Genomic DNA, 19364 nt, shown 5'->3' on the forward strand with positions numbered 1-19364 from the left:
TGATTTCAATCTATGCAGGTGGAAGCTCGCTATCATGCTTATCGATCAGAAAATACCCCTGGGTGAGTACATCGCGTCGTTCGTCGAGTGGCTGACCCAGAACGGCGCGAACTACTTCGACGCCATCGCGCAGGGCCTGGAGTTCATGATCCATGGCGTCACCAGTGCCCTGACCTTCTTCAATCCGTTCGTGCTCATCGCTCTGTTCGCCGCCCTGGCGCATTTCATCCAGCGCAAGTGGGCGCTGACCGCATTCGTCGCCCTGTCGTTCCTGCTGATCCTCAACCTGGGTTACTGGCAGGAAACCATGGAAACCCTGGCGCAGGTCACCTTCGCCACGGTGGTTTGCGTGGCCATCGGCGTGCCACTGGGCATCGTCGCCGCGCACAAACCGATGTTCTATACCGCCATGCGCCCGGTACTCGACCTGATGCAGACGGTACCTACATTCGTCTACCTGATCCCCACCCTGACCCTGTTCGGTCTGGGTGTGGTGCCGGGGCTGATCTCGACGGTGGTGTTCGCCATCGCCGCGCCGATCCGCCTCACCTATCTGGGCATCTGCGATGTCCCGCAGGAGCTGATGGACGCCGGCAAGGCCTTTGGCTGCTCGCGGCGCCAGCTGCTCACCCGTATCGAACTGCCGCACGCGATGCCGAGCATCGCCGCCGGCGTTACCCAGTGCATCATGCTGTCGCTGTCGATGGTAGTGATTGCCGCCCTGGTCGGTGCTGACGGCCTGGGCAAACCTGTGGTCAACGCACTGAACACCGCCGATATTTCCCTGGGCTTCGAAGCGGGCCTGGCGATCGTGCTGCTGGCGATCATGCTCGACCGTATCTGCAAGCAACCGGACCTGCCGGTAAGGGGTGAAGCATGAGCATCATTCGTTTCGAAGACGTCGACGTCATCTTCTCCAACAAGCCGCGCGAAGCGCTGGCCCTGCTCGACCAAGGCCAGACCCGCGAGCAGATTCTCAAGCAGACCGGCCTGGTTGTGGGGGTCGAGAAGGCCAACCTGGATATCCAGAAGGGCGAAATCTGCGTGCTGATGGGCCTGTCCGGTTCGGGCAAGTCGAGTTTGCTGCGCTGCATCAACGGCCTCAACACCGTCAGCCGCGGCAAGCTGTTTGTCGAGCACGAAGGCAAGCACATCGACATTGCCCACTGTACCCCCGCCGAACTGAAGATGATGCGCACCAAGCGCATTGCCATGGTGTTCCAGAAATTCGCCCTGATGCCCTGGCTGACGGTACGCGAGAACATCAGCTTTGGCCTGGAAATGCAGGGCCGCCCCGAGAAGGAACGGCGCAAGCTGGTCGACGAAAAGCTCGAGCTGGTGGGCCTGACCCAGTGGCGCAACAAGAAGCCGGACGAACTGTCAGGCGGCATGCAGCAGCGCGTGGGCCTGGCCCGGGCGCTGGCGATGGATGCCGACATCCTGCTGATGGACGAACCGTTCTCGGCACTGGACCCGCTGATCCGCCAGGGCCTGCAAGACGAGTTGCTTGGCCTGCAGGCCAAGCTGAGCAAGACCATCGTGTTCGTCAGCCACGACCTGGACGAAGCGCTGAAGCTGGGTAGCCGCATCGCCATCATGAAGGACGGGCGGATCATCCAGTACAGCAAGCCGGAAGAGATCGTGCTCAACCCGGCCGACGAGTATGTGCGTACCTTCGTCGCCCATACCAACCCGCTGAACGTGCTGTGCGGGCGCAGCCTGATGCGTAGCCTGGACAACTGCAAGCGGGTGAATGGCTCGGTGTGCCTGGACCCGGGTGGCGATTCGTGGCTGGACCTGGGCGAAGGCAACTCGATCAAGCGTGCGCGCCAGGGGCAGAACGGGCTGGAGATGCAGAACTGGGCACCGGGGCAGTCGGTGGAAGGGCTGGGCCGCAAACCGACCCTGGTGCATGCGGATATCGGCATGCGCGATGCGCTGCAGATTCGCTACCAGACCGGGAACAAGCTGGTGCTGCAGGAGAATGACAAGGTGGTGGGGATTCTGGGCGACAGCGAGCTATATCACGCGCTGCTCGGCAAGAACCACGGTTGATGCCATTGGGGCCGCGTTGCGGCCCTTTCGCGACACAAGGCCGCTCCTACAGGGGAACGCATATCCCTGTAGGAGCGGCCTTGTGTCGCGAAAGGAGGGCAAAGCCCTCCCAACAATGGGTCAGCGAACGACGATCCCGCGCGAAGCCATGTAGGCCTTGGCCTCCGGCACCGTGTACTCGCCAAAGTGGAAGATACTGGCCGCCAGCACCGCACTGGCATGCCCTTCCAGAATGCCGTCAGCCAGGTGCTGCAGGTTACCCACCCCGCCCGAGGCAATCACCGGAATACCCAGCGCATCACTGATCGCGCGGGTAACGCCAAGATCGAAGCCGTTCTTCATGCCGTCCTGGTCCATGCTGGTCAGCAGAATCTCGCCGGCCCCCAGGCCTTCCATCTTCTTCGCCCATTCAACGGCATCCAGCCCGGTCGGCTTGCGCCCGCCGTGAGTGAAAATCTCCCAACGCGGCTGCTCACCCGGGCCGGATACCTTCTTGGCGTCGATGGCCACAACGATGCACTGCGAACCGAAACGGTCCGCGGCCTCGCCAACAAACTCCGGGTTGAACACCGCGGCCGTGTTGATCGAGACCTTGTCGGCACCGGCATTGAGCAGGTTGCGGATGTCCTGTACGGTGCGCACGCCACCGCCCACGGTCAGCGGGATGAACACCTGGCTGGCCATACGCTCGACGGTATGCAGGGTGGTGTCACGGCCATCGACGCTGGCAGTAATGTCGAGGAAGGTGATTTCGTCGGCACCTTGCTCGTCGTAGCGACGGGCGATTTCCACCGGGTCGCCGGCATCACGGATGTTCTCGAACTTGACGCCCTTGACCACCCGGCCGTTGTCCACGTCCAGGCAAGGGATGATGCGCTTGGCCAGTGCCATGGTTCAGTCCTCAGCCTTGGTAGTTGTCGCAGAAGGCTTGGGCCTCGGCGACATCGAGGGTGCCTTCGTAGATGGCACGGCCGGTGATGGCGCCGATGATGCCCGGGGCCTTGGCGTCCAGCAGGGCCTTGATGTCACCCAGGTTGTGGATGCCGCCCGAGGCGATCACCGGGATCGAGGTGGCTTCTGCCAGCGCCTTGGTGAACGGCACATTGCAGCCCTGCATCATGCCGTCCTTGGCGATGTCGGTGTAGACGATCGCCGAGACGCCATCGGCCTCGAAACGCTTGGCCAGGTCGATGACCTGCACCGAGCTCACTTCAGCCCAGCCGTCGGTGGCGACGAAGCCGTCCTTGGCGTCCAGACCGACGATGACCTTGCCCGGGAAGGCCTTGCACGCTTCAGCGACGAATTCCGGCTGCTTGACCGCCTTGGTACCGATGATCACGTAGCTGACGCCAGCCTTGACGTAGTGCTCGATGGTTTCCAGCGAGCGGATGCCACCGCCGATCTGGATCGGCAAAGTCGGATAGCGCTTGGCGATGGCAGTGACCACTTCACCGTTGACCGGCTGGCCTTCGAAGGCGCCGTTGAGGTCGACCAGGTGCAGGCGGCGGCAGCCACCCTCGACCCACTTGGCGGCCATGCTCACCGGGTCGTCGGAAAATACCGTGGAGTCTTCCATGCGGCCTTGGCGCAGGCGCACGCAGGCACCGTCCTTCAGATCGATAGCGGGGATAATCAGCATCTTGGGAACCTGTCTGTTCTTGGGGTTTCAGGGCTTTTCGAGCGCCCACAGATCGCTTTCGATGCTCTCGAACCGCTCCTTGAGGTGCAGCTGAACATCGGCAATCGCCCTGTTGTAGTAATGGGGTGCAATTTCTTTGCTGAACAGCTCGAGGACCTCGGCCACTTCGAACGACCCCAGCTCCAGCTCGAAACGGTCTTCGAGGAAGCGCTTGAGCGTGTGCAGCGCTTCGCGCTCCTGCTCGGGGGCCAGGGTGATGACCGGGGCCTTGGTCTTCGACCTGCTCATTTACCAGCGCCCGTCCCAGGCGACGAAGTTCTGCAGCAGCTGCAGGCCATGGGTATGGCTCTTCTCCGGGTGGAACTGCACGGCAAAGCGCGAGCCATCGGCCAGCGCAGCGGCGAAATCGACACCGTAATGGCCGCGGCCGACCACCTGGGCCGGTTTGCCGGCATTGATGTAGTAGCTGTGCACGAAGTAGAACCGCGCACGGTCGGGGATGTCGTGCCACAGCGGGTGGTCGTTGGTCTGGCCGACTTCGTTCCAGCCCATGTGCGGCACCTTCAGGTGCTCGCCGTCTTCCTGCAGGTCTTTGCCGAAGAAGCGCACCTGGCCCGGGAACAGGCCGATGCAGTCGACACCGTCGTTTTCTTCGCTGTGGTCGAGCAGTGCCTGCATGCCCACGCAAATGCCGAGGAACGGGCGGTCCTGGCTGACTTCGCGCACCAGGCTGTCGAAGCCCAGGCGGCGGATTTCTGCCATGCAGTCGCGAATTGCGCCCACGCCCGGGAATACCACGCGGTCGGCTTCGCGGATGACTGTGGCATCGCTGGTGACCAGCACCTTACCGGCACCTACATGCTCGAGTGCCTTGGCCACCGAGTGCAGGTTACCCATGCCATAGTCGATTACGGCTACCGTCTGCATTTACAGGCACCCTTTGGTGGAAGGCATCTGCCCGGCCATGCGCTCGTCGAGGGTGATGGCCATGCGCAGGGCGCGGCCGAAAGCCTTGAACACGGTTTCGATCTGGTGGTGGGTGTTGTGGCCACGCAGGTTGTCGATGTGCAGGGTCACCAGGGCGTGGTTGACGAAGCCCTGGAAGAACTCCTGGAACAGGTCGACATCGAAACCGCCGACGCTGGCACGGGTGTACGGCACGTGCATCTGCAGGCCCGGGCGACCGGAGAAGTCGATGACCACGCGCGACAGTGCTTCGTCCAGCGGCACGTAGGCGTGGCCGTAGCGGAAGATGCCCTTCTTGTCACCGATGGCCTGGGCGAATGCCATGCCCAGGGTGATGCCGACGTCTTCGACGGTATGGTGATCGTCGATATGCGTGTCACCCTTGCACTCGATATCCAGATCGATCAGCCCATGGCGGGCGATCTGGTCCAGCATGTGTTCAAGGAAAGGCACACCGATATCGAATCGGGCCTTGCCACTGCCATCGAGGTTGATCGAGCACTTGACCTGGGTTTCCAGGGTATTGCGCTCGACGGAAGCCTTACGTTCGACCATCACCAGCTCCGCAAAATCATTAGGCGAAAAGGGCTTCATTATAGGCCTAGAACGCGCCGGCTTGAAACGCGGATGACATATGGCAAAGCACGTAATTACGGGGACTGGATGCCGTTACCGGTCTATACAACCAGGTGGTTCGGGAGGGTATGGGGCTGCTTTGCAGCCCATCGCGACACAAGGCCGCTCCTACAGGGGACCGCGCTCGAAGATGAAACGGGGACCAATGTAGGAGCGGCCTTGTGTCGCGATGGGGCGCAAAGCGCCCCAAATCAATGGAACAGCACAGCCGTCTTCTGCAGGGTAATCCAAACGCCCCAAGCCAACGGCACGACCACCACAGCCCAGGCCAGCAGCACCAGCGGCAGGCTGCCCGGTGCCGCCTTCCACTCCAGCGAGCGCGCCCCATCGGCGCCCTTGTCATGGCTCAACGCCCGCTCGGCAGCCAGTTCGGCATCGCTCATGAAATGCTTGTCTGCCACTGGTCGCACCAGTATGTTGCAGACAAAGCCCAGCACCAGCAGGCCGGCGAGGATGTACAAGGTCATGTCATAGGCAGCCGCACGCTCCACCCCGGCTGCCAACTGGTACTCGCGCAGGTAGGTGATAAGCACCGGCCCCAGCACTCCCGCCGCCGCCCAGGCGGTCAGCAGGCGGCCATGAATGGCACCGACCATCTGCGTGCCGAACAGGTCGGCGAGGTAGGCCGGTACCGTGGCAAAGCCACCGCCGTACATCGACAGGATGATGCAGAACGCCGCCACGAACAGCGCCACGTTACCCAGGTGCCCCATGTTCGGTACCAGGCTGTACAAGCCCACGCCCAGGGCGAAGAAGGCGAAATAGGTGTTCTTGCGGCCAATGTAGTCCGAGAACGACGCCCAGAAGAACCGCCCGCCGATGTTGAACAGGCTCAGCAGGCCGGTGAAGCCGGCGGCGATCGCGGCAATCTGCGCCAGCTGGGTGCTGTTCAGCTCGCTGAAGCTCAACCCGTTGCCCAGCAGCTTGCCGGCGAACACTTCCTGCAGCAACGGCGAAGCCATGCCGAGGATGCCGATACCCGCCGACACGTTCAGGCACAGCACCAGCCAGATCAGGGCGAACTGCGGGGTCTTCCAGGCCACGCTGACGTGCACGTGGCGGTCGGTGACCATGGTGTTGCCAGCTTTCTTCACCGGGGCGCTCCAGCCTTCGGGCTTCCAGCCGGTTGGCGGTACGCGATACGCCAGGGCACCGGCGGTCATGAACACGAAGTAGATCGCCGCCATGACGACGAAGCTCTGCCACACGCCCACTTCCTGCGCATTGCCGAAATGGCCCATCAGCGCGGTGGCCAGCGGTGCACCGACCATGGCCCCGCCACCGAAGCCCATGATCGCCATGCCGGTGGCCATGCCGCGCTTGTCCGGGAACCATTTGATCAGGGTCGACACCGGCGAGATGTAGCCCAGGCCCAGGCCGATACCGCCGATTACGCCGGAGCCCAGCCACATCAGCCACAGCTGGTGGGTCTTCACGCCAATGGCTGAAATAAGCATGCCGCCGCACCAGCACAACGCCGACACCAAGCCGGCCTTGCGCGGGCCGGCGTGTTCCAGCCAACCACCCAGCACGGCTGCCGAGCAACCGAGGAAGACGAAGAACAGGGTGTAGATCCAGCTCAGCATGGAAATTGGCCAATCGCATTCGGCGCTGAACATTCGGGCCATGAAGCCCATGTCCGCTGCGCAGGCGACCGGGGCGGTGATGCCGAGGGCTTGTGACAGTGGCAGCCAGAACACCGAGAAGCCATAGGCCATGCCGATGCACAGGTGGATGGCTAGCGCGGCTGGCGGGACCAGCCAGCGGTTGAAGCCCGGGCGGGCGATGATGCGCTCCTTCGACAGGAAGCCTGGCGCACTGGCCAAGGTCCCCGCCGCGACGGTACTGCTCATAGGATTAGATCCTTCTTATAGGGAGGGTGCAGGCAAAGCGGCGCAAGGGTAGCAGCACCAAGTAGCGTGAAAGCAATCTGATATCGTTAATTTTTGCTCGGCTGAAACGGTCATGTGGCCTGTACCGGCCCTATCGCCGGCAAGCCAGCTCCCACAAGTACCCCACCGACCTCGGGAACAGCGGGATCCCTGTGGGAGCTGGCTTGCCGGCGATAGGGCCAGTACAGGCCACACATTCGGAACTGACAAAATCGTGGCTGTCGAAAGCCGTACCATCTGCTGTACACGTAGGAAATGCCCCGTATCTCTGGTCGAATACGCAGGGGCAACCACTGCGGCGCTATACTCTGCCGCCTGAATTTCAAAAACGGACTACAAGGACTCGCCCATGAAAGCGTTCGGCAAAATCCTGGGACTTGGGCTTCTCGGGTTGCTGCTGATCATCGTGGCACTGGGCTTCGCCCTGACCCACCTCTTCGATCCCAACGACTACAAAGACGAGATTCGCCAGCTGGCACGTGACAAGGCTCACGTCGAGCTGACCCTCAACGGTGACATTGGCTGGAGCCTGTTCCCGTGGCTGGGCCTGGAGCTGCACGAGGCGAGCATCGCCACCTTGAACAAACCCAAGGAGCCATTCGCCGACCTGCAGATGCTCGGCCTGTCGGTACGTGTGCTGCCACTGCTGCGCCGCGAAGTGCAGATGAGCGACGTGCGCGTGGAGGGCCTGAACCTGACCCTGGCTCGTGACGAACACGGCCATGGCAACTGGGAAGACATCGGCAAGCCGCTGCCTGCGCAGAACGGTGCCAGCGCCGATACGCAGGCCGGTGCCCCGGCCCAGGCGCCGGCCGAACAGCCGTCGGCACCGGTCGCCAGCAACGAGCGCGCCGTCAAGCTGGACATCGACAGCCTGACCGTAAACAACGCCCGCGTGCAGTACACCGATGCCAAGACCGGCCAGAGCTACAGCGCCGAAAGCATCCAGCTGAGCACCGGCCCGGTCCACGAAGGGGCGAACATTCCGCTCAAGGCCAGCGCCTTCCTCAGTGCCAGCCAGCCGAACATCAAGGCTCGCACCGAACTGGCCGGCGAACTGCGCTTTGACCGCAAGCTCAAGCGCTACAACTTCGAAGACATGCGCCTGTCGGGCGAAACCTCGGGTGAGCCCACCGGCGGCAAGACCGTGACCTTCGCCGCCCAAGGCCAGTTGCTGGTCGACCTGGCCGCCAATGTCGCCTCGTGGAACGGCCTGAAAGTCTCGGCCAACCAGCTGCGCGCCCTGGGCGAACTGAACCTGCGGGACCTGGACAAGGCGCCACAGCTGAGCGGCGGCCTGTCCATCGCCCAGTTCGACCTGCGCACCTTCCTCGACAGCATCGGCCGCCCGCTGCCGGCCACCAACGACCCGGCGGCCTTCGCCAAGCTGGAACTGGTCACCCGCCTGCAGGGCACGCCGAACAGCCTGGCCCTGGAAGACCTGGCGGTGAAGCTGGACGACAGCACCTTCAGTGGCCGCGTGGCCATCGATGACTTCGCCAAGCAGGCCCTGCGCCTGCAGCTCAAAGGCGACACCTTCAACGCCGACCGCTACCTGCCGGCCAAGAGTGAAGAAGCCAAGGGCGCCACCGCCGCGCGTCAGGCCGAGGTCAAGCAACAGGAAGCCAGCGCGGTCGCCGGCCCTGGTACCACGCCGCTTCCCAACGCCCCGACCCAGGTCGCCTGGAGCGACGACAAGCTGCTGCCGGTCGACCGCCTGCGCGCCCTCGACTTGCAGGCCGACCTGGCCTTCGGCTCGCTGACCCTGGACAAACTGCCGATCGAAGACGCCCAGCTCAAGGCTATCGGCCAGGGCGGCCTGCTGACCTTGCAAACCCTTCGCGGTGAACTGTACAACGGCACCTTCGAGGCCAAGGGCACCGTCGACGTGCGCCCTGCCGTGCCGCAACTGGGCGTCAACACCAGCATCCAGCGGGTGCCGGTGGAACATTTCATCAAGACCGAGGGCAAGGAACAGACGCCACCGGTCAAAGGCCTGCTGACGCTGACCAGCGACCTGACCGCCACCGGCAACAGCCAGAAGGCCCTGGTCGATACCTTGAACGGCAACGCCAACTTCGTCATCAACGACGGCGTGCTGGTCAATGCCAACCTGGAACAGCAGCTGTGCAAGGCCATCGCCACGCTGAACCGCAAATCGCTCACCGGCGAGCCACGCGGCAAGGACACCCCGTTCCAGGAACTGCGCGGCAGCCTGGTGGTGCGTAATGGCGTCGCCAGCAACCCGGACCTCAAGGCGCGCATTCCGGGCCTGACCGCCAATGGCCATGGTGACCTCGACCTGCGTGTACTGGGCATGGACTACAACGTTGGCGTGGTCGTCGAAGGCGACCAGCGCGCCATGCCGGACCCGGCCTGCCAGGTCAACGAACGCTATGTCGGTGTCGAAATACCGCTGCGCTGCCGCGGCCCGCTGGAGCTGGGCGCCAAGGCCTGCCGCCTGGACCAGGACGGCCTGGGCAAGGTAGCTGCCAAACTGGCCGGCAACCGCCTGCAAGACAAGATCGATGAAAAACTCGGAGACAAAGTGAGCCCGGAACTGAAAGACGCGCTCAAGGGGCTGTTCAAGCGATGAGCCCCGAGCAGTTCTCCAGCGCAGTGCTGGACTGGTATGACGAACACGGCCGGCACGACCTGCCCTGGCAACAGGGCATCAACCCGTACCGGGTGTGGGTGTCGGAAATCATGTTGCAGCAGACCCAGGTCAGCACCGTGCTCAACTACTTCGACCGCTTCATGCAGGCCCTGCCGACCGTGCAAGCCCTGGCCGAAGCGCCGGAGGACGAAGTGCTGCACCTGTGGACGGGCCTGGGCTACTACACCCGGGCACGTAACCTGCAAAAGGCCGCGAAGATCGTGGTCGAACAGCATGGCGGCGAATTCCCGCGCAGTGTCGAGCAGCTCACCGAGCTGCCCGGCATCGGCCGCTCGACTGCCGGTGCCATCGCCAGCATCAGCATGGGCATCCGCGCACCGATCCTCGACGGCAACGTCAAACGCGTACTGGCCCGCTACACCGCCCAGGCCGGCTACCCCGGTGAGCCCAAGGTGGCCAACCAACTGTGGGCCACGGCCGAGCGCTTTACCCCGCAACAGCGGGCCAACCACTACACCCAGGCAATGATGGACATGGGCGCCACGCTGTGCACCCGCAGCAAACCCAGTTGCCTGATCTGCCCGCTGCAGCGCGGCTGCGAAGCGCACCTGCACGGTGAAGAAACCCGTTACCCAGAGCCAAAGCCGCGCAAGGCACTGCCGCAACGCCGCACACTGATGCCACTGCTGGCCAACCACGAAGGCGCCATCCTGCTTTACCGCCGCCCGTCCAGCGGCCTTTGGGGTGGCTTGTGGAGCCTGCCGGAGCTGGACGACATCGCCCAGCTCGACGACCTGGCCTACCAGCACGGCCTGCGCCTGGCTGGCAGCCGCGCCATGGACGGCCTGACCCATACCTTCAGCCACTTCCAGCTGGCGATCGAGCCCTGGCTGGTGCGCGTCGACCCGGTCGGCCAGCACGTGGCCGAGGCCGACTGGCTCTGGTATAACCTCGCCACCCCGCCGCGCCTGGGCCTCGCCGCCCCGGTGAAAAAGCTGCTCAAACGCGCGGCCGACGAACTGACTGCAGGAGACGCCCGATGACCCGCACCGTGATGTGCCGCAAGTACAAAGAAGAACTGCCAGGCCTGGAGCGCCCGCCCTACCCCGGCGCCAAGGGCCAGGACATCTTCGAACACATCTCGCAGAAGGCCTGGGCCGACTGGCAGAAGCACCAGACCATGCTGATCAACGAAAAGCGCCTGAACATGATGAACGCCGAGGACCGCAAGTTCCTCCAGGGCGAGATGGACAAGTTTTTCGCCGGCGAAGAATACGCCCAGGCGGAAGGCTACGTTCCACCGTCGGAATGACCCCACGGAACGTAAGCGACGGAATTAATTTAAAATTTTTTCAAAAAGTCGTTGACGAGCGGTCTGAAAGTCTATTTAATTCACCTCGTCGCCCAGATAGCTCAGTCGGTAGAGCAGAGGATTGAAAATCCTCGTGTCGGCGGTTCGACTCCGTCTCTGGGCACCACCTTCAAGCTTCTGGTGGTTGCAAAGTTACCCGAAGCGACAACAAGAAACCCGCCTAGTGCGGGTTTTTTGTTGTCTGTCATTTTTGCTGAAAGAATGGCAGCCTACCGGCCTTGCTATCCATCCCAAGCACCAACCTTATCCCGCTGCGCGCGGGAGCACCTCGGCATGAAGCCTTACCCCCAGCGCCGCCATCACTTTCATGATGGTCGCCAGACTCGGGTTACCTTCCGCAGACAACGCCTTGTACAGCCCTTCCCGTGTCAGCCCGGTGTCACGTGCCAACTGAGCCATACCTCGGGCCCGGGCGATGTCGCCCAAGGCAGCAGCAAGCAGTGCCGGGTCGTTTTCCTCCAGACACGCCTCAAGGTACAAGGCCATGTCTTCCTCTGTCTTCAAATGGTCAACGGCGTCCCATTTGCTCAGCTTGATATTTGTCATGGTGGCCTCCTAAAGGTCGCGTGCCAGCTTGAGGGCAGATTTGATATCTCTGGATTGGCTGGCCTTATCGCCACCCGCCAAGAGGATGATCACCTCATAGCCTCGTTGAACGAAATACACCCGATAGCCCGGACCATAATCGATCCGCAGTTCGAATACTCCCTCAGCAACCGGCTTACAGTCACCCATCACTCCTAGCTCCGCTCGACGCAACCTGACGTTGATGCGAGCCTTTGCCCGCGGATCACGCAAAGCAGCGAACCACCGTCGGTAAGTTTCGGTTTGGATTAGTGTATGCATGAGCAAAATGTAAACCGTAGTTCACACTACATTCAATTTGCAGCTGTTTCAAACTGTTTATCGACACACTGTTGACCAGCATCAAAAGGCCATTAATCGCTGGGCCTAAAATGCCGGAGGCTACCCGACTCGACCAGCAAGGACCTCCATGAGCGAAGAATCCCCCCTCCTGCTCCCCGCCCCCAGCGAGCCCGCCATCACCACAGCCCGCACGCGCCGCCCACGCCAGCGCAAGCCGGAGCCGACGATCACCAGCATCAGCCAGCAACCCGCAGCACTGGAAGTTGCCACCGCCCCCAAGGGCAGCAACGAAGACAGCACATCAGCCCGTCTGCCAGGCAGCTACCCCTACCGCACCCGTATGCGACGCCAAGACTACGAAAAGGCCAAGCATGCGTTGCAGATCGAGCTGCTGAAGGTGCAGAGCTGGGTGAAGGAAACCGGCCAGCGCGTGGTGATCCTGTTCGAGGGGCGCGATGCTGCGGGCAAGGGCGGCACCATCAAGCGCTTCATGGAACACCTGAACCCGCGTGGCGCGCGCATCGTCGCCCTGGAAAAGCCTTCCGAGCAGGAAAAAGGCCAGTGGTACTTCCAGCGCTACATCCAGCACCTGCCCACGGCGGGCGAAATGGTGTTCTTCGACCGCTCCTGGTACAACCGCGCCGGGGTCGAGAAGGTGATGGATTTCTGCACGCCGCTGCAGTACCTGGAATTCATGCGCCAGGCCCCGGACCTGGAACGGATGCTGTGCAACAGCGGTATCCTGCTGTTCAAGTACTGGTTCTCGGTGAACCGCGAAGAGCAGCTGCGCCGTTTCATCTCGCGCCGGGACGACCCGCTCAAGCACTGGAAGCTGTCACCCATCGACATCAAGTCGCTGGACAAGTGGGACGACTACACCGCCGCCAAGGAGGCAATGTTCTTCCATACCGACACGGCCGATGCACCGTGGACGGTGATCAAGTCCGATGACAAGAAACGGGCGCGGATCAACTGCATACGCCATTTCCTGCATTCGCTGGACTACCCGGGCAAAGACCCACAGGTGGCACACGCCCCGGACCCGCAGCTGGTAGGCCGGGCTTCACGTGGTTTCGAAGAAGACGAGACACCACAGCCAGCAGGCTGACGCCCGACCTGCCATCGACAAACGCCGCAGCCCGAGACGGGCTGCCGGCGCATCTTAGTCGCCTGACATGGAGCGAAGATGCTCGAAAGCATCTTGGGTCATGCAGCCCATATAGGAGATTCCGTGCAGACCAAGCGGAAACTCACTGTCTTTCTCGGCTTTTTCGCTAATTGCAAGAACGTCAGCCTTTGTGATCGACTGTCGGTCGCACTCGGCGAAACCGGTGGCATAAAAAAGCTTACCCTCCTCGTCATAGCCATACAGGGTTACAAGATAATAATGCTTCATGGCTCTCTCCTTACGCGCAGCTGCGCGCATTTTGCAAACGCCGATTGACATAGCAGTGAGCCGCCATCCAGACATGGATGACGGTGCAGAGACGTTATGCAGTTCAGGCAGCGGGCATAAGCAGGAGGCATGTCCATAGCAGAATGCATCAGCCCAGTGTCGGCACACGGCTTGGGTTTATCGGGCAATTGCGCTTCAATACGCGCAATTTTCAGCAGCCTCAGGATTGCCCCATGGCCACCCCAACCAAGCAACAGAAACGCGCCAAGCGCGCCGCCAGCAAGGCCAAGCAGAACCGCATGGTGCGCAGCGGCCAGGCGGTCAAGGCCAGTGCCGGTGACAGCGCCAGCGTCGAGCAGGTGTACAACAAGGCCATGGAGTCGGGCAGCTACGACCCGCTGTTCAAGAAAATGAAGGAAGCCCAGGAAGGCGGCCTGGTGCCGATGATTTCGGTATTCCTGGTGGACCCGCTGTTGGCCCTGGTGCTCAAGGGGCACAAGGAAGAACACGCCACCGACTACATCGTGCTGGTGTTCAACGCCTACCGTAAATGGCTGGATGGGGCCGATGAAGAAGCCACCATGGCCTGGCTGGAAAGCGATGAGTTCCAGGCAGCCTATGTGGCGGCTTCGGAGGCGGTGGCCAAGCAGCAGCAACAGCAGAAGCAGTTTGGCTGATATGGCTGCGTGAACTGTGTCGGCCTTTTCGCGGGTAAGCCCGCTCCCACAAGGATCCCACTGGCATCCAGGCCTGTGATGAACCTGTGGGAGCGGGTTCACCCGCGAAAGGGCCGGTACAGGCAACAAAAAAGGCCGCGCCCTGCACAGGACGCGGCCTTTTCATTTCAACCAGCGCGGATCAGTTATCCAACGCCACCCGCCCGGCAGCTTCGCGCTTGCGGTGCACCAGCAAGCCAGCCGCCACCACACCAATGCTCAGCAGTGCGGTCGCGATGATTTCGGCGCGGTGGTCCTCACGCAGCGCCATTACCACCAGGATGGCAACGATGAAGGCAATGGTTGCCCAGGTCAGGCCCGGGAACAGCCACATCTTGAAGGTGATCTTCTCGCCACGGGCCTCGCGCTGGGCACGCATGCGCAGCTGCGACACGGCAATCACCAGGTAAACCAGCAGGGCAATGGCGCCCGAGCTGGCCAGCAGGAACTCGAACACCTGGGCCGGGGCCACGAAGTTGGCGAACACACAGAGGAACGCCGCTGCAGTGGACAGCAGAACCGCCACATGCGGGGTAGCCGACTTGGTGGTGCGCTGGGCAATGGCCGGGGCGTCACCACGCTTGCTCAGCGAGAACAGCATGCGCGACGAGGTGTACAGCGCCGAGTTCAGGCAGCTGGTCACGGCAATCAGCACGACGATGTCGACGATCAGCTTGGCATTCGGCACGCCAATGCGGCTCAGCACGGTCTGGTAGGAACCGGTCTCGGCCAGCGCCGGGTCGTTCCACGGTACCAACGCCACGACCAGGAAGATCGACACCAGGTAGAACAGGCAGATACGCCAGATTACCGAGTTGGTGGCGCGGCTGATCTGCTTGCCCGGGTCTTTCGACTCGGCAGCGGCGATGGTGACGATTTCGGTACCCATGAACGAGAACATGGTGGTCAGCATGGCTGCCAACACCGCGCCCAGGCCGTTAGGCATGAAGCCCTGGGTGTCGAACAGGTGGCTGGCACCGCTCACCTGGCTGCTCGGCACAAAGCCGAACATGGCCGCACAACCCACAGCAATGAAGCCAATGATTGCCAGCACCTTGAGCAGGGCGAACCAGAACTCGAACTCGCCGTAGTTCTTCACGCTGCACAGGTTGGTCAAGGTCAGCGCCAGGGTGATGACCAGCGAGAACGCCCAGAGGTCTACCGCAGGGAACCAGGCATGCAGGATGGCCGCGGCGGCGTTGGCCTCCAGCGGAATCACCAGCACCCAGAACCACCAGTACAGCCAGCCAATGGTGAAACCGGCCCAGCGCCCGATGGCGCGGTCGGCATATGTAGAGAACGAACCGGTGTCAGGCGAGGCGACTGCCATTTCACCCAACATGCGCATGACCAGCACGACCAGCGTACCGGCGGCAGCGTAAGCCAGCAGAACGGCAGGACCGGCAGCAGCGATGGCGTGGCCGGAGCCAACGAACAGGCCGGCACCGATGACGCCAGCGATGGACAGCATGGTCACATGCCGTTGTTTGAGCCCCTGAGCGAGGTCATTGGAATTGTTACCGCTCATTGAAACTACCTTTGTAAGGAGTGGACCACTCCGACTGCGTTTACAGAGCGCGCCCGGGGTTGACCTGGGCGTCGCTGCAATCGGCGGTTTCCTACTGGCAATAAGCGCGCCATGTGCTGAATGCATTCGTCAGAAAAGTCGGCGGCCCTTTTGGCATGCGGTTTGGAGGGCTTTCGGCCAGTGGCTGACCGAAAGGCCGCCAAATCATCGGATTACTGAAATACCCACTTACAAACGCACCAAAGGTGCTCCACGGTAACACCTGTGCACCAGCGCAATGCAGAAAAGTGCAACCGCGGGGTACAACTTCGAGATCTGGGCGGCCCCTTCGCGGGCGCGCCCGCTCCCACAGGTAAGGTGCAACCATTTCGGCTATTTACAGATGCAGTGGGAGCGGGCATGCCCGCGAATGGTCTAAAACCGCTTCCATGAGCGGGCCAAAGCTGGCACCATCGCGCCTTTTTTCATCAAGGCTCTGGTGCTGGGCGACACCTGCGCGGACATCCGCGCGACGTTGCGCTGCAGCGATGCGACAAACTGCCCCACCAGCGCCCCGAGTCCCCAGCAACCCTGTTGGCCGTGATAATGCCGCTATGCTAGCTTGGCGCACGCCAGGAAGGCCGCCAACAGCTGGGAACGCACCCGTACACATGAGGACCGCACATGGCTCAGGCCACGCCCGCGCTGGAAATCCGCAATCTGCACAAACGCTACGGCGAGCAGGAAATTCTCAAGGGCATTTCGCTGACCGCGCGCGACGGTGACGTGATCTCTATCCTGGGGTCGTCCGGCTCCGGCAAGTCCACCCTGCTGCGCTGCATCAACCTGCTCGAAAACCCGCACCAGGGCGAAATCCTGGTCGCCGGTGAAGCCCTCAAGCTCAAGGCCGCCAAGAACGGCGACCTGATCGCCGCCGACAACCGCCAGATCAACCGCCTGCGCAGCGAGATCGGTTTCGTCTTCCAGAACTTCAACCTGTGGCCGCACATGTCGATTCTCGACAACATCATCGAGGCGCCACGCCGCGTGCTCGGCCAGAGCAAGGCCGAGGCCATCGAAGCCGCCGAAGCCCTGCTGAACAAGGTGGGCATCTACGACAAGCGCCACAGCTACCCCGCCCAGCTTTCCGGTGGCCAGCAACAGCGCGCCGCCATTGCCCGTACCCTGGCCATGAAGCCCAAGGTCATCCTGTTCGACGAGCCAACTTCGGCACTCGACCCGGAAATGGTCCAGGAAGTGCTAAACGTTATCCGCGCATTGGCCGAAGAAGGCCGTACCATGCTGCTGGTGACGCACGAGATGAGCTTTGCCCGCCATGTGTCCAGTGAAGTCGTCTTCCTGCACCAGGGCCTGGTAGAAGAGCAGGGATCGCCGCAGCAGGTCTTCGAGAACCCGACCTCGGCGCGTTGCAAGCAATTCATGTCCAGCCACCGCTAACGGAGCAATACATGCACACTTACAAGAAGTTCCTCCTGGCAGCTGCTGCCACGCTGGTGATGTCGGCCAACGCCCTGGCCGCAGAAAAACTGCGCATGGGTATCGAAGCTGCCTACCCACCGTTCAACAACAAGGATGCCAGCGGTAACGTGGTCGGCTTCGACAAAGACATCGGCGACGCCCTGTGCGCCAAGATGAAAGTCGAGTGCTCGGTCGTCACCTCCGACTGGGACGGCATCATCCCGGCCCTGAACGCCAAGAAGTTCGACTTCCTGGTGTCGTCGCTGTCGATCACTGACGAGCGCAAGCAGGCCGTGGACTTCACCGAGCCGTACTACTCCAACAAGCTGCAGTTCATCGCGCCGAAAAACGTCGACTTCAAGACCGACAAGGCCTCGCTCAAAGGCAAGGTGATCGGCACCCAGCGCGCCACCCTGGCTGGCACCTGGCTGGAAGACAACTACGGTGACGACGTAGAGATCAAGCTGTACGACACCCAGGAAAACGCCTACCTCGACCTGGTTTCCGGCCGCATCGACGGCATCCTGGCCGACAAGTACGTGCAGTACGAGTGGCTGAAGAGCAAAGACGGTTCGAACTTCGAGTTCAAGGGCGAGCCGGTGATGGACAGCGACAAGATCGGCATTGCCGTGCGCAAGGGTGACACCAAGCTGCGCGACGACCTGAACAAGGCCCTGGCAGAGATCAAGGCCGACGGCACGTACAAGAAGATCAACGACAAGTACTTCCCGTTCAGCATCGAATGATCCGCCCCGACCGGCGCGCCCTTGCGGCGCGCCAGTCCCTAGAATGACCTGCCCATGAATATCGACCTGCACGGATTCGGTCCGGCCATGATGGCCGGCACCCTGATGACCGTAAAACTGGCGCTTTGCGCCTTGCTGCTGGGCCTGGTCCTGGGCCTGCTCGGCGCCCTGGCCAAGACTTCCACGATCAAGCCGCTGCAATGGCTTGGTGGCTTCTATTCCACCCTGGTTCGCGGCGTGCCCGAACTGCTCTGGGTACTGCTTATCTATTTCGGCACCGTGGGCTTGATGAATGCCCTGGGTGAAGCCCTTAACCTGCCTGGCCTGGAACTCAGCGCCTTCGCTGCGGGTGTGATTGCCTTGGGCCTGTGCTTCGGCGCCTATGCCACCGAGGTGTTCCGTGGCGCCATCCTGGCAATCCCCAAGGGCCACCGCGAAGCCGGCTTGGCGCTGGGCCTGTCCAAGGGCCGCATCCTGTCGCGGATCATCCTGCCGCAGATGTGGCGCATCGCCCTGCCCGGCCTTGGCAACCTGTTCATGATCCTGATGAAGGACACCGCCCTGGTGTCGGTGATCGGCCTGGAAGAAATCATGCGCCACGCACAAATCGGCGTGACCGTGACCAAAGAGCCGTTCACCTTCTACATGGTCGCGGCCTGCATTTACCTGAGCCTGACCGTCATTGCCATGACCGGCATGCACTTCATGGAAAAACGCGCCGCTCGCGGCTTTGCGAGGGCCGAATAATGAATTGGGAAGTCATCATCAAGTGGCTGCCACGCCTGGCCCAGGGCGCCACCTTGACCCTGGAGCTGGTGGCCATCGCGGTAGTTGCCGGGTTGATCCTGGCCATCCCGCTGGGCATCGCCCGCTCCTCGCGCCACTGGTACGTGCGCGCGGTGCCGTTCAGCTACATCTTCTTCTTCCGTGGCACGCCGCTGCTGGTGCAGCTGTTCCTGGTCTACTACGGCCTGGCGCAGTTCGACGCGGTGCGTTCGAGTTCGCTGTGGCCGTACCTGCGCGACCCGTTCTGGTGCACCGTGCTGACCATGACCCTGCACACTGCTGCCTACATCGCCGAGATCCTGCGCGGCGCATTGCAGTCGATCCCCAAGGGTGAGATCGAGGCAGCACGGGCGCTGGGCATGTCGCGGGGCAAGACGCTGTTCTACATCATGCTGCCACGCGCCGCGCGCATCGGCCTGCCGGCGTACAGCAACGAAGTGATCCTGATGCTCAAGGCCAGCGCCCTGGCCAGTACCGTGACCCTGCTGGAACTGACCGGCATGGCCCGTACCATCATTGCCCGCACCTACCTGCCGGTGGAGATCTTCTTTGCCGCCGGGGTGTTCTACCTGGTGATCTCGTTCGTGCTGGTGCAAGGCTTCAAGTTGCTGGAGCGCTGGTTGCGCGTGGATGCGTGCCAGGGCCGCTGACACTACTTAGCCTTCTTCGCGGGTAAACCCGCTCCCACAG

21 protein-coding genes and 1 tRNA gene are annotated in these 19364 nt (G+C 62.2%); 12 read left to right on the forward strand and 10 right to left on the reverse strand.

Annotated features, from left to right (window positions below; translation table 11 throughout):
• Positions 1–31: 31 nt before the first annotated feature.
• Positions 32–880: a choline ABC transporter permease subunit gene (choW, locus tag J5M58_RS14890; RefSeq protein WP_181457319.1), complete on the forward strand. Its 849-nt coding sequence runs from the start codon at positions 32–34 to the stop codon at positions 878–880.
• Entirely contained in the window at positions 877–2055 is a 1179-nt protein-coding gene (gene choV, locus J5M58_RS14895; protein WP_112251390.1) for a choline ABC transporter ATP-binding protein, read from the forward strand. The genes choW and choV overlap by 4 nt, the downstream gene beginning before the upstream one ends.
• Positions 2056–2175: 120 nt before the next feature.
• On the opposite strand, the gene hisF is transcribed toward choV, so the two are convergent.
• The 6 genes from hisF to J5M58_RS14925 form a co-directional block, all read right to left on the reverse strand.
• Positions 2176–2946 carry an imidazole glycerol phosphate synthase subunit HisF gene (gene hisF / locus J5M58_RS14900; protein WP_025337372.1) on the reverse strand — a complete coding sequence of 257 codons (771 nt, stop codon included), beginning with the start codon at positions 2944–2946 and terminating at the stop codon, positions 2176–2178.
• Positions 2947–2956: 10 nt separating this feature from the next.
• Positions 2957–3694, reverse strand: a complete 738-nt coding sequence (gene hisA, locus J5M58_RS14905; protein WP_003257484.1) for a 1-(5-phosphoribosyl)-5-[(5-phosphoribosylamino)methylideneamino]imidazole-4-carboxamide isomerase — start codon at positions 3692–3694, stop codon at positions 2957–2959.
• Positions 3695–3721: 27 nt separating this feature from the next.
• On the reverse strand, positions 3722–3982 hold the full coding sequence (locus J5M58_RS14910) for a DUF2164 domain-containing protein (RefSeq protein ID WP_046614499.1): 261 nt from the start codon (positions 3980–3982) through the stop codon (positions 3722–3724).
• Positions 3983–4621, reverse strand: a complete 639-nt coding sequence (gene hisH / locus J5M58_RS14915; RefSeq protein WP_013970493.1) for an imidazole glycerol phosphate synthase subunit HisH — start codon at positions 4619–4621, stop codon at positions 3983–3985. It lies immediately after the preceding gene.
• Positions 4622–5215: an imidazoleglycerol-phosphate dehydratase HisB gene (gene hisB, locus J5M58_RS14920; RefSeq protein ID WP_003255736.1), complete on the reverse strand. Its 594-nt coding sequence runs from the start codon at positions 5213–5215 to the stop codon at positions 4622–4624.
• A 272-nt stretch (positions 5216–5487) separates the two neighbouring features.
• Positions 5488–7149 carry an OFA family MFS transporter gene (locus tag J5M58_RS14925; protein ID WP_207878603.1) on the reverse strand — a complete coding sequence of 554 codons (1662 nt, stop codon included), beginning with the start codon at positions 7147–7149 and terminating at the stop codon, positions 5488–5490.
• A gap of 388 nt (positions 7150–7537) precedes the next feature.
• On the opposite strand from J5M58_RS14925, the gene J5M58_RS14930 reads away from it, so the two are divergent.
• The 4 genes from J5M58_RS14930 (at position 7538) to J5M58_RS14945 (ending at position 11283) form a co-directional block, all read left to right on the forward strand.
• Entirely contained in the window at positions 7538–9784 is a 2247-nt protein-coding gene (locus tag J5M58_RS14930) for an AsmA family protein (RefSeq protein WP_207878605.1), read from the forward strand.
• Positions 9781–10848, forward strand: coding sequence for an A/G-specific adenine glycosylase (gene mutY / locus J5M58_RS14935; RefSeq protein ID WP_133969967.1), 1068 nt, complete (start codon positions 9781–9783; stop codon positions 10846–10848). The genes J5M58_RS14930 and mutY overlap by 4 nt, the downstream gene beginning before the upstream one ends.
• Complete coding sequence (locus J5M58_RS14940; RefSeq protein WP_003257478.1) at positions 10845–11117, forward strand: oxidative damage protection protein; 273 nt, start codon at positions 10845–10847, stop codon at positions 11115–11117. Before mutY ends, J5M58_RS14940 begins: the two co-directional genes overlap by 4 nt.
• A 90-nt stretch (positions 11118–11207) precedes the next feature.
• Positions 11208–11283: transfer RNA gene (locus tag J5M58_RS14945), tRNA-Phe, on the forward strand.
• Between the two features lie 137 nt (positions 11284–11420).
• Here J5M58_RS14945 and J5M58_RS14950 read toward each other — a convergent pair.
• Positions 11421–11723 carry an addiction module antidote protein gene (locus J5M58_RS14950; RefSeq protein ID WP_112251382.1) on the reverse strand — a complete coding sequence of 101 codons (303 nt, stop codon included), beginning with the start codon at positions 11721–11723 and terminating at the stop codon, positions 11421–11423.
• Between the two features lie 9 nt (positions 11724–11732).
• Positions 11733–12023, reverse strand: coding sequence for a type II toxin-antitoxin system RelE/ParE family toxin (locus tag J5M58_RS14955; protein ID WP_112251380.1), 291 nt, complete (start codon positions 12021–12023; stop codon positions 11733–11735).
• Between the two features lie 148 nt (positions 12024–12171).
• Here J5M58_RS14955 and ppk2 point away from each other — a divergent pair, with 148 nt between their 5' ends.
• Entirely contained in the window at positions 12172–13152 is a 981-nt protein-coding gene (gene ppk2 / locus J5M58_RS14960; protein ID WP_112251378.1) for a polyphosphate kinase 2, read from the forward strand.
• Between the two features lie 54 nt (positions 13153–13206).
• Here the strand turns inward: ppk2 and J5M58_RS14965 are convergent, their stop codons facing one another.
• The gene (locus J5M58_RS14965; RefSeq protein WP_112251376.1) at positions 13207–13440 is read right to left on the reverse strand and encodes a hypothetical protein; all 234 of its coding nucleotides are present in this window, start codon (positions 13438–13440) and stop codon (positions 13207–13209) included.
• A 233-nt stretch (positions 13441–13673) separates the two neighbouring features.
• Here J5M58_RS14965 and J5M58_RS14970 point away from each other — a divergent pair, with 233 nt between their 5' ends.
• Positions 13674–14117 (forward strand): hypothetical protein, encoded by a 444-nt coding sequence (locus J5M58_RS14970; protein WP_112251374.1) that lies wholly within the window; start codon positions 13674–13676, stop codon positions 14115–14117.
• Positions 14118–14298: 181 nt separating this feature from the next.
• Here the strand turns inward: J5M58_RS14970 and gabP are convergent, their stop codons facing one another.
• Positions 14299–15684: a GABA permease gene (gabP, locus tag J5M58_RS14975; RefSeq protein WP_112251372.1), complete on the reverse strand. Its 1386-nt coding sequence runs from the start codon at positions 15682–15684 to the stop codon at positions 14299–14301.
• A 663-nt stretch (positions 15685–16347) separates the two neighbouring features.
• Between gabP and J5M58_RS14980 the strand changes: the two genes are divergently transcribed.
• The 4 genes from J5M58_RS14980 to J5M58_RS14995 are packed head-to-tail and all read left to right on the forward strand — an operon-like array spanning position 16348 to position 19324.
• Entirely contained in the window at positions 16348–17121 is a 774-nt protein-coding gene (locus J5M58_RS14980) for an ABC transporter ATP-binding protein (RefSeq protein ID WP_003255746.1), read from the forward strand.
• Between the two features lie 11 nt (positions 17122–17132).
• Positions 17133–17888, forward strand: a complete 756-nt coding sequence (locus J5M58_RS14985; protein WP_075044342.1) for an ABC transporter substrate-binding protein — start codon at positions 17133–17135, stop codon at positions 17886–17888.
• 54 nt (positions 17889–17942) lie between these two features.
• Positions 17943–18635, forward strand: a complete 693-nt coding sequence (locus J5M58_RS14990; protein ID WP_112251370.1) for an ABC transporter permease — start codon at positions 17943–17945, stop codon at positions 18633–18635.
• Positions 18635–19324 (forward strand): ABC transporter permease, encoded by a 690-nt coding sequence (locus J5M58_RS14995; protein WP_015268628.1) that lies wholly within the window; start codon positions 18635–18637, stop codon positions 19322–19324. The genes J5M58_RS14990 and J5M58_RS14995 overlap by 1 nt, the downstream gene beginning before the upstream one ends.
• The last annotated feature ends 40 nt before the right edge of the window (positions 19325–19364 follow it).

This window comes from Pseudomonas sp. 32_A, assembly GCF_017490905.1.
In the GTDB taxonomy this organism is placed as follows: domain Bacteria; phylum Pseudomonadota; class Gammaproteobacteria; order Pseudomonadales; family Pseudomonadaceae; genus Aquipseudomonas; species Aquipseudomonas inefficax.

Bases quoted from the DNA above. Each gene is read 5' to 3' on its own strand.
- gabP (WP_112251372.1), bottom strand. From the start codon at position 15,684: ATGAGCGGTAACAATTCCAATGACCTCGCTCAGGGGCTCAAACAACGG.
- hisA (WP_003257484.1), bottom strand. From the start codon at position 3,694: ATGCTGATTATCCCCGCTATCGATCTGAAGGACGGTGCCTGCGTGCGC.
- hisF (WP_025337372.1), bottom strand. From the start codon at position 2,946: ATGGCACTGGCCAAGCGCATCATCCCTTGCCTGGACGTGGACAACGGC.
- J5M58_RS14925 (WP_207878603.1), bottom strand. From the start codon at position 7,149: ATGAGCAGTACCGTCGCGGCGGGGACCTTGGCCAGTGCGCCAGGCTTC.
- hisB (WP_003255736.1), bottom strand. From the start codon at position 5,215: ATGGTCGAACGTAAGGCTTCCGTCGAGCGCAATACCCTGGAAACCCAG.
- hisH (WP_013970493.1), bottom strand. From the start codon at position 4,621: ATGCAGACGGTAGCCGTAATCGACTATGGCATGGGTAACCTGCACTCG.
- J5M58_RS14980 (WP_003255746.1), top strand. From the start codon at position 16,348: ATGGCTCAGGCCACGCCCGCGCTGGAAATCCGCAATCTGCACAAACGC.
- J5M58_RS14970 (WP_112251374.1), top strand. From the start codon at position 13,674: ATGGCCACCCCAACCAAGCAACAGAAACGCGCCAAGCGCGCCGCCAGC.
- J5M58_RS14950 (WP_112251382.1), bottom strand. From the start codon at position 11,723: ATGACAAATATCAAGCTGAGCAAATGGGACGCCGTTGACCATTTGAAG.
- J5M58_RS14910 (WP_046614499.1), bottom strand. From the start codon at position 3,982: ATGAGCAGGTCGAAGACCAAGGCCCCGGTCATCACCCTGGCCCCCGAG.
- ppk2 (WP_112251378.1), top strand. From the start codon at position 12,172: ATGAGCGAAGAATCCCCCCTCCTGCTCCCCGCCCCCAGCGAGCCCGCC.
- J5M58_RS14995 (WP_015268628.1), top strand. From the start codon at position 18,635: ATGAATTGGGAAGTCATCATCAAGTGGCTGCCACGCCTGGCCCAGGGC.
- J5M58_RS14940 (WP_003257478.1), top strand. From the start codon at position 10,845: ATGACCCGCACCGTGATGTGCCGCAAGTACAAAGAAGAACTGCCAGGC.
- choV (WP_112251390.1), top strand. From the start codon at position 877: ATGAGCATCATTCGTTTCGAAGACGTCGACGTCATCTTCTCCAACAAG.
- J5M58_RS14965 (WP_112251376.1), bottom strand. From the start codon at position 13,440: ATGAAGCATTATTATCTTGTAACCCTGTATGGCTATGACGAGGAGGGT.
- J5M58_RS14955 (WP_112251380.1), bottom strand. From the start codon at position 12,023: ATGCATACACTAATCCAAACCGAAACTTACCGACGGTGGTTCGCTGCT.
- mutY (WP_133969967.1), top strand. From the start codon at position 9,781: ATGAGCCCCGAGCAGTTCTCCAGCGCAGTGCTGGACTGGTATGACGAA.
- J5M58_RS14985 (WP_075044342.1), top strand. From the start codon at position 17,133: ATGCACACTTACAAGAAGTTCCTCCTGGCAGCTGCTGCCACGCTGGTG.
- J5M58_RS14930 (WP_207878605.1), top strand. From the start codon at position 7,538: ATGAAAGCGTTCGGCAAAATCCTGGGACTTGGGCTTCTCGGGTTGCTG.
- J5M58_RS14990 (WP_112251370.1), top strand. From the start codon at position 17,943: ATGAATATCGACCTGCACGGATTCGGTCCGGCCATGATGGCCGGCACC.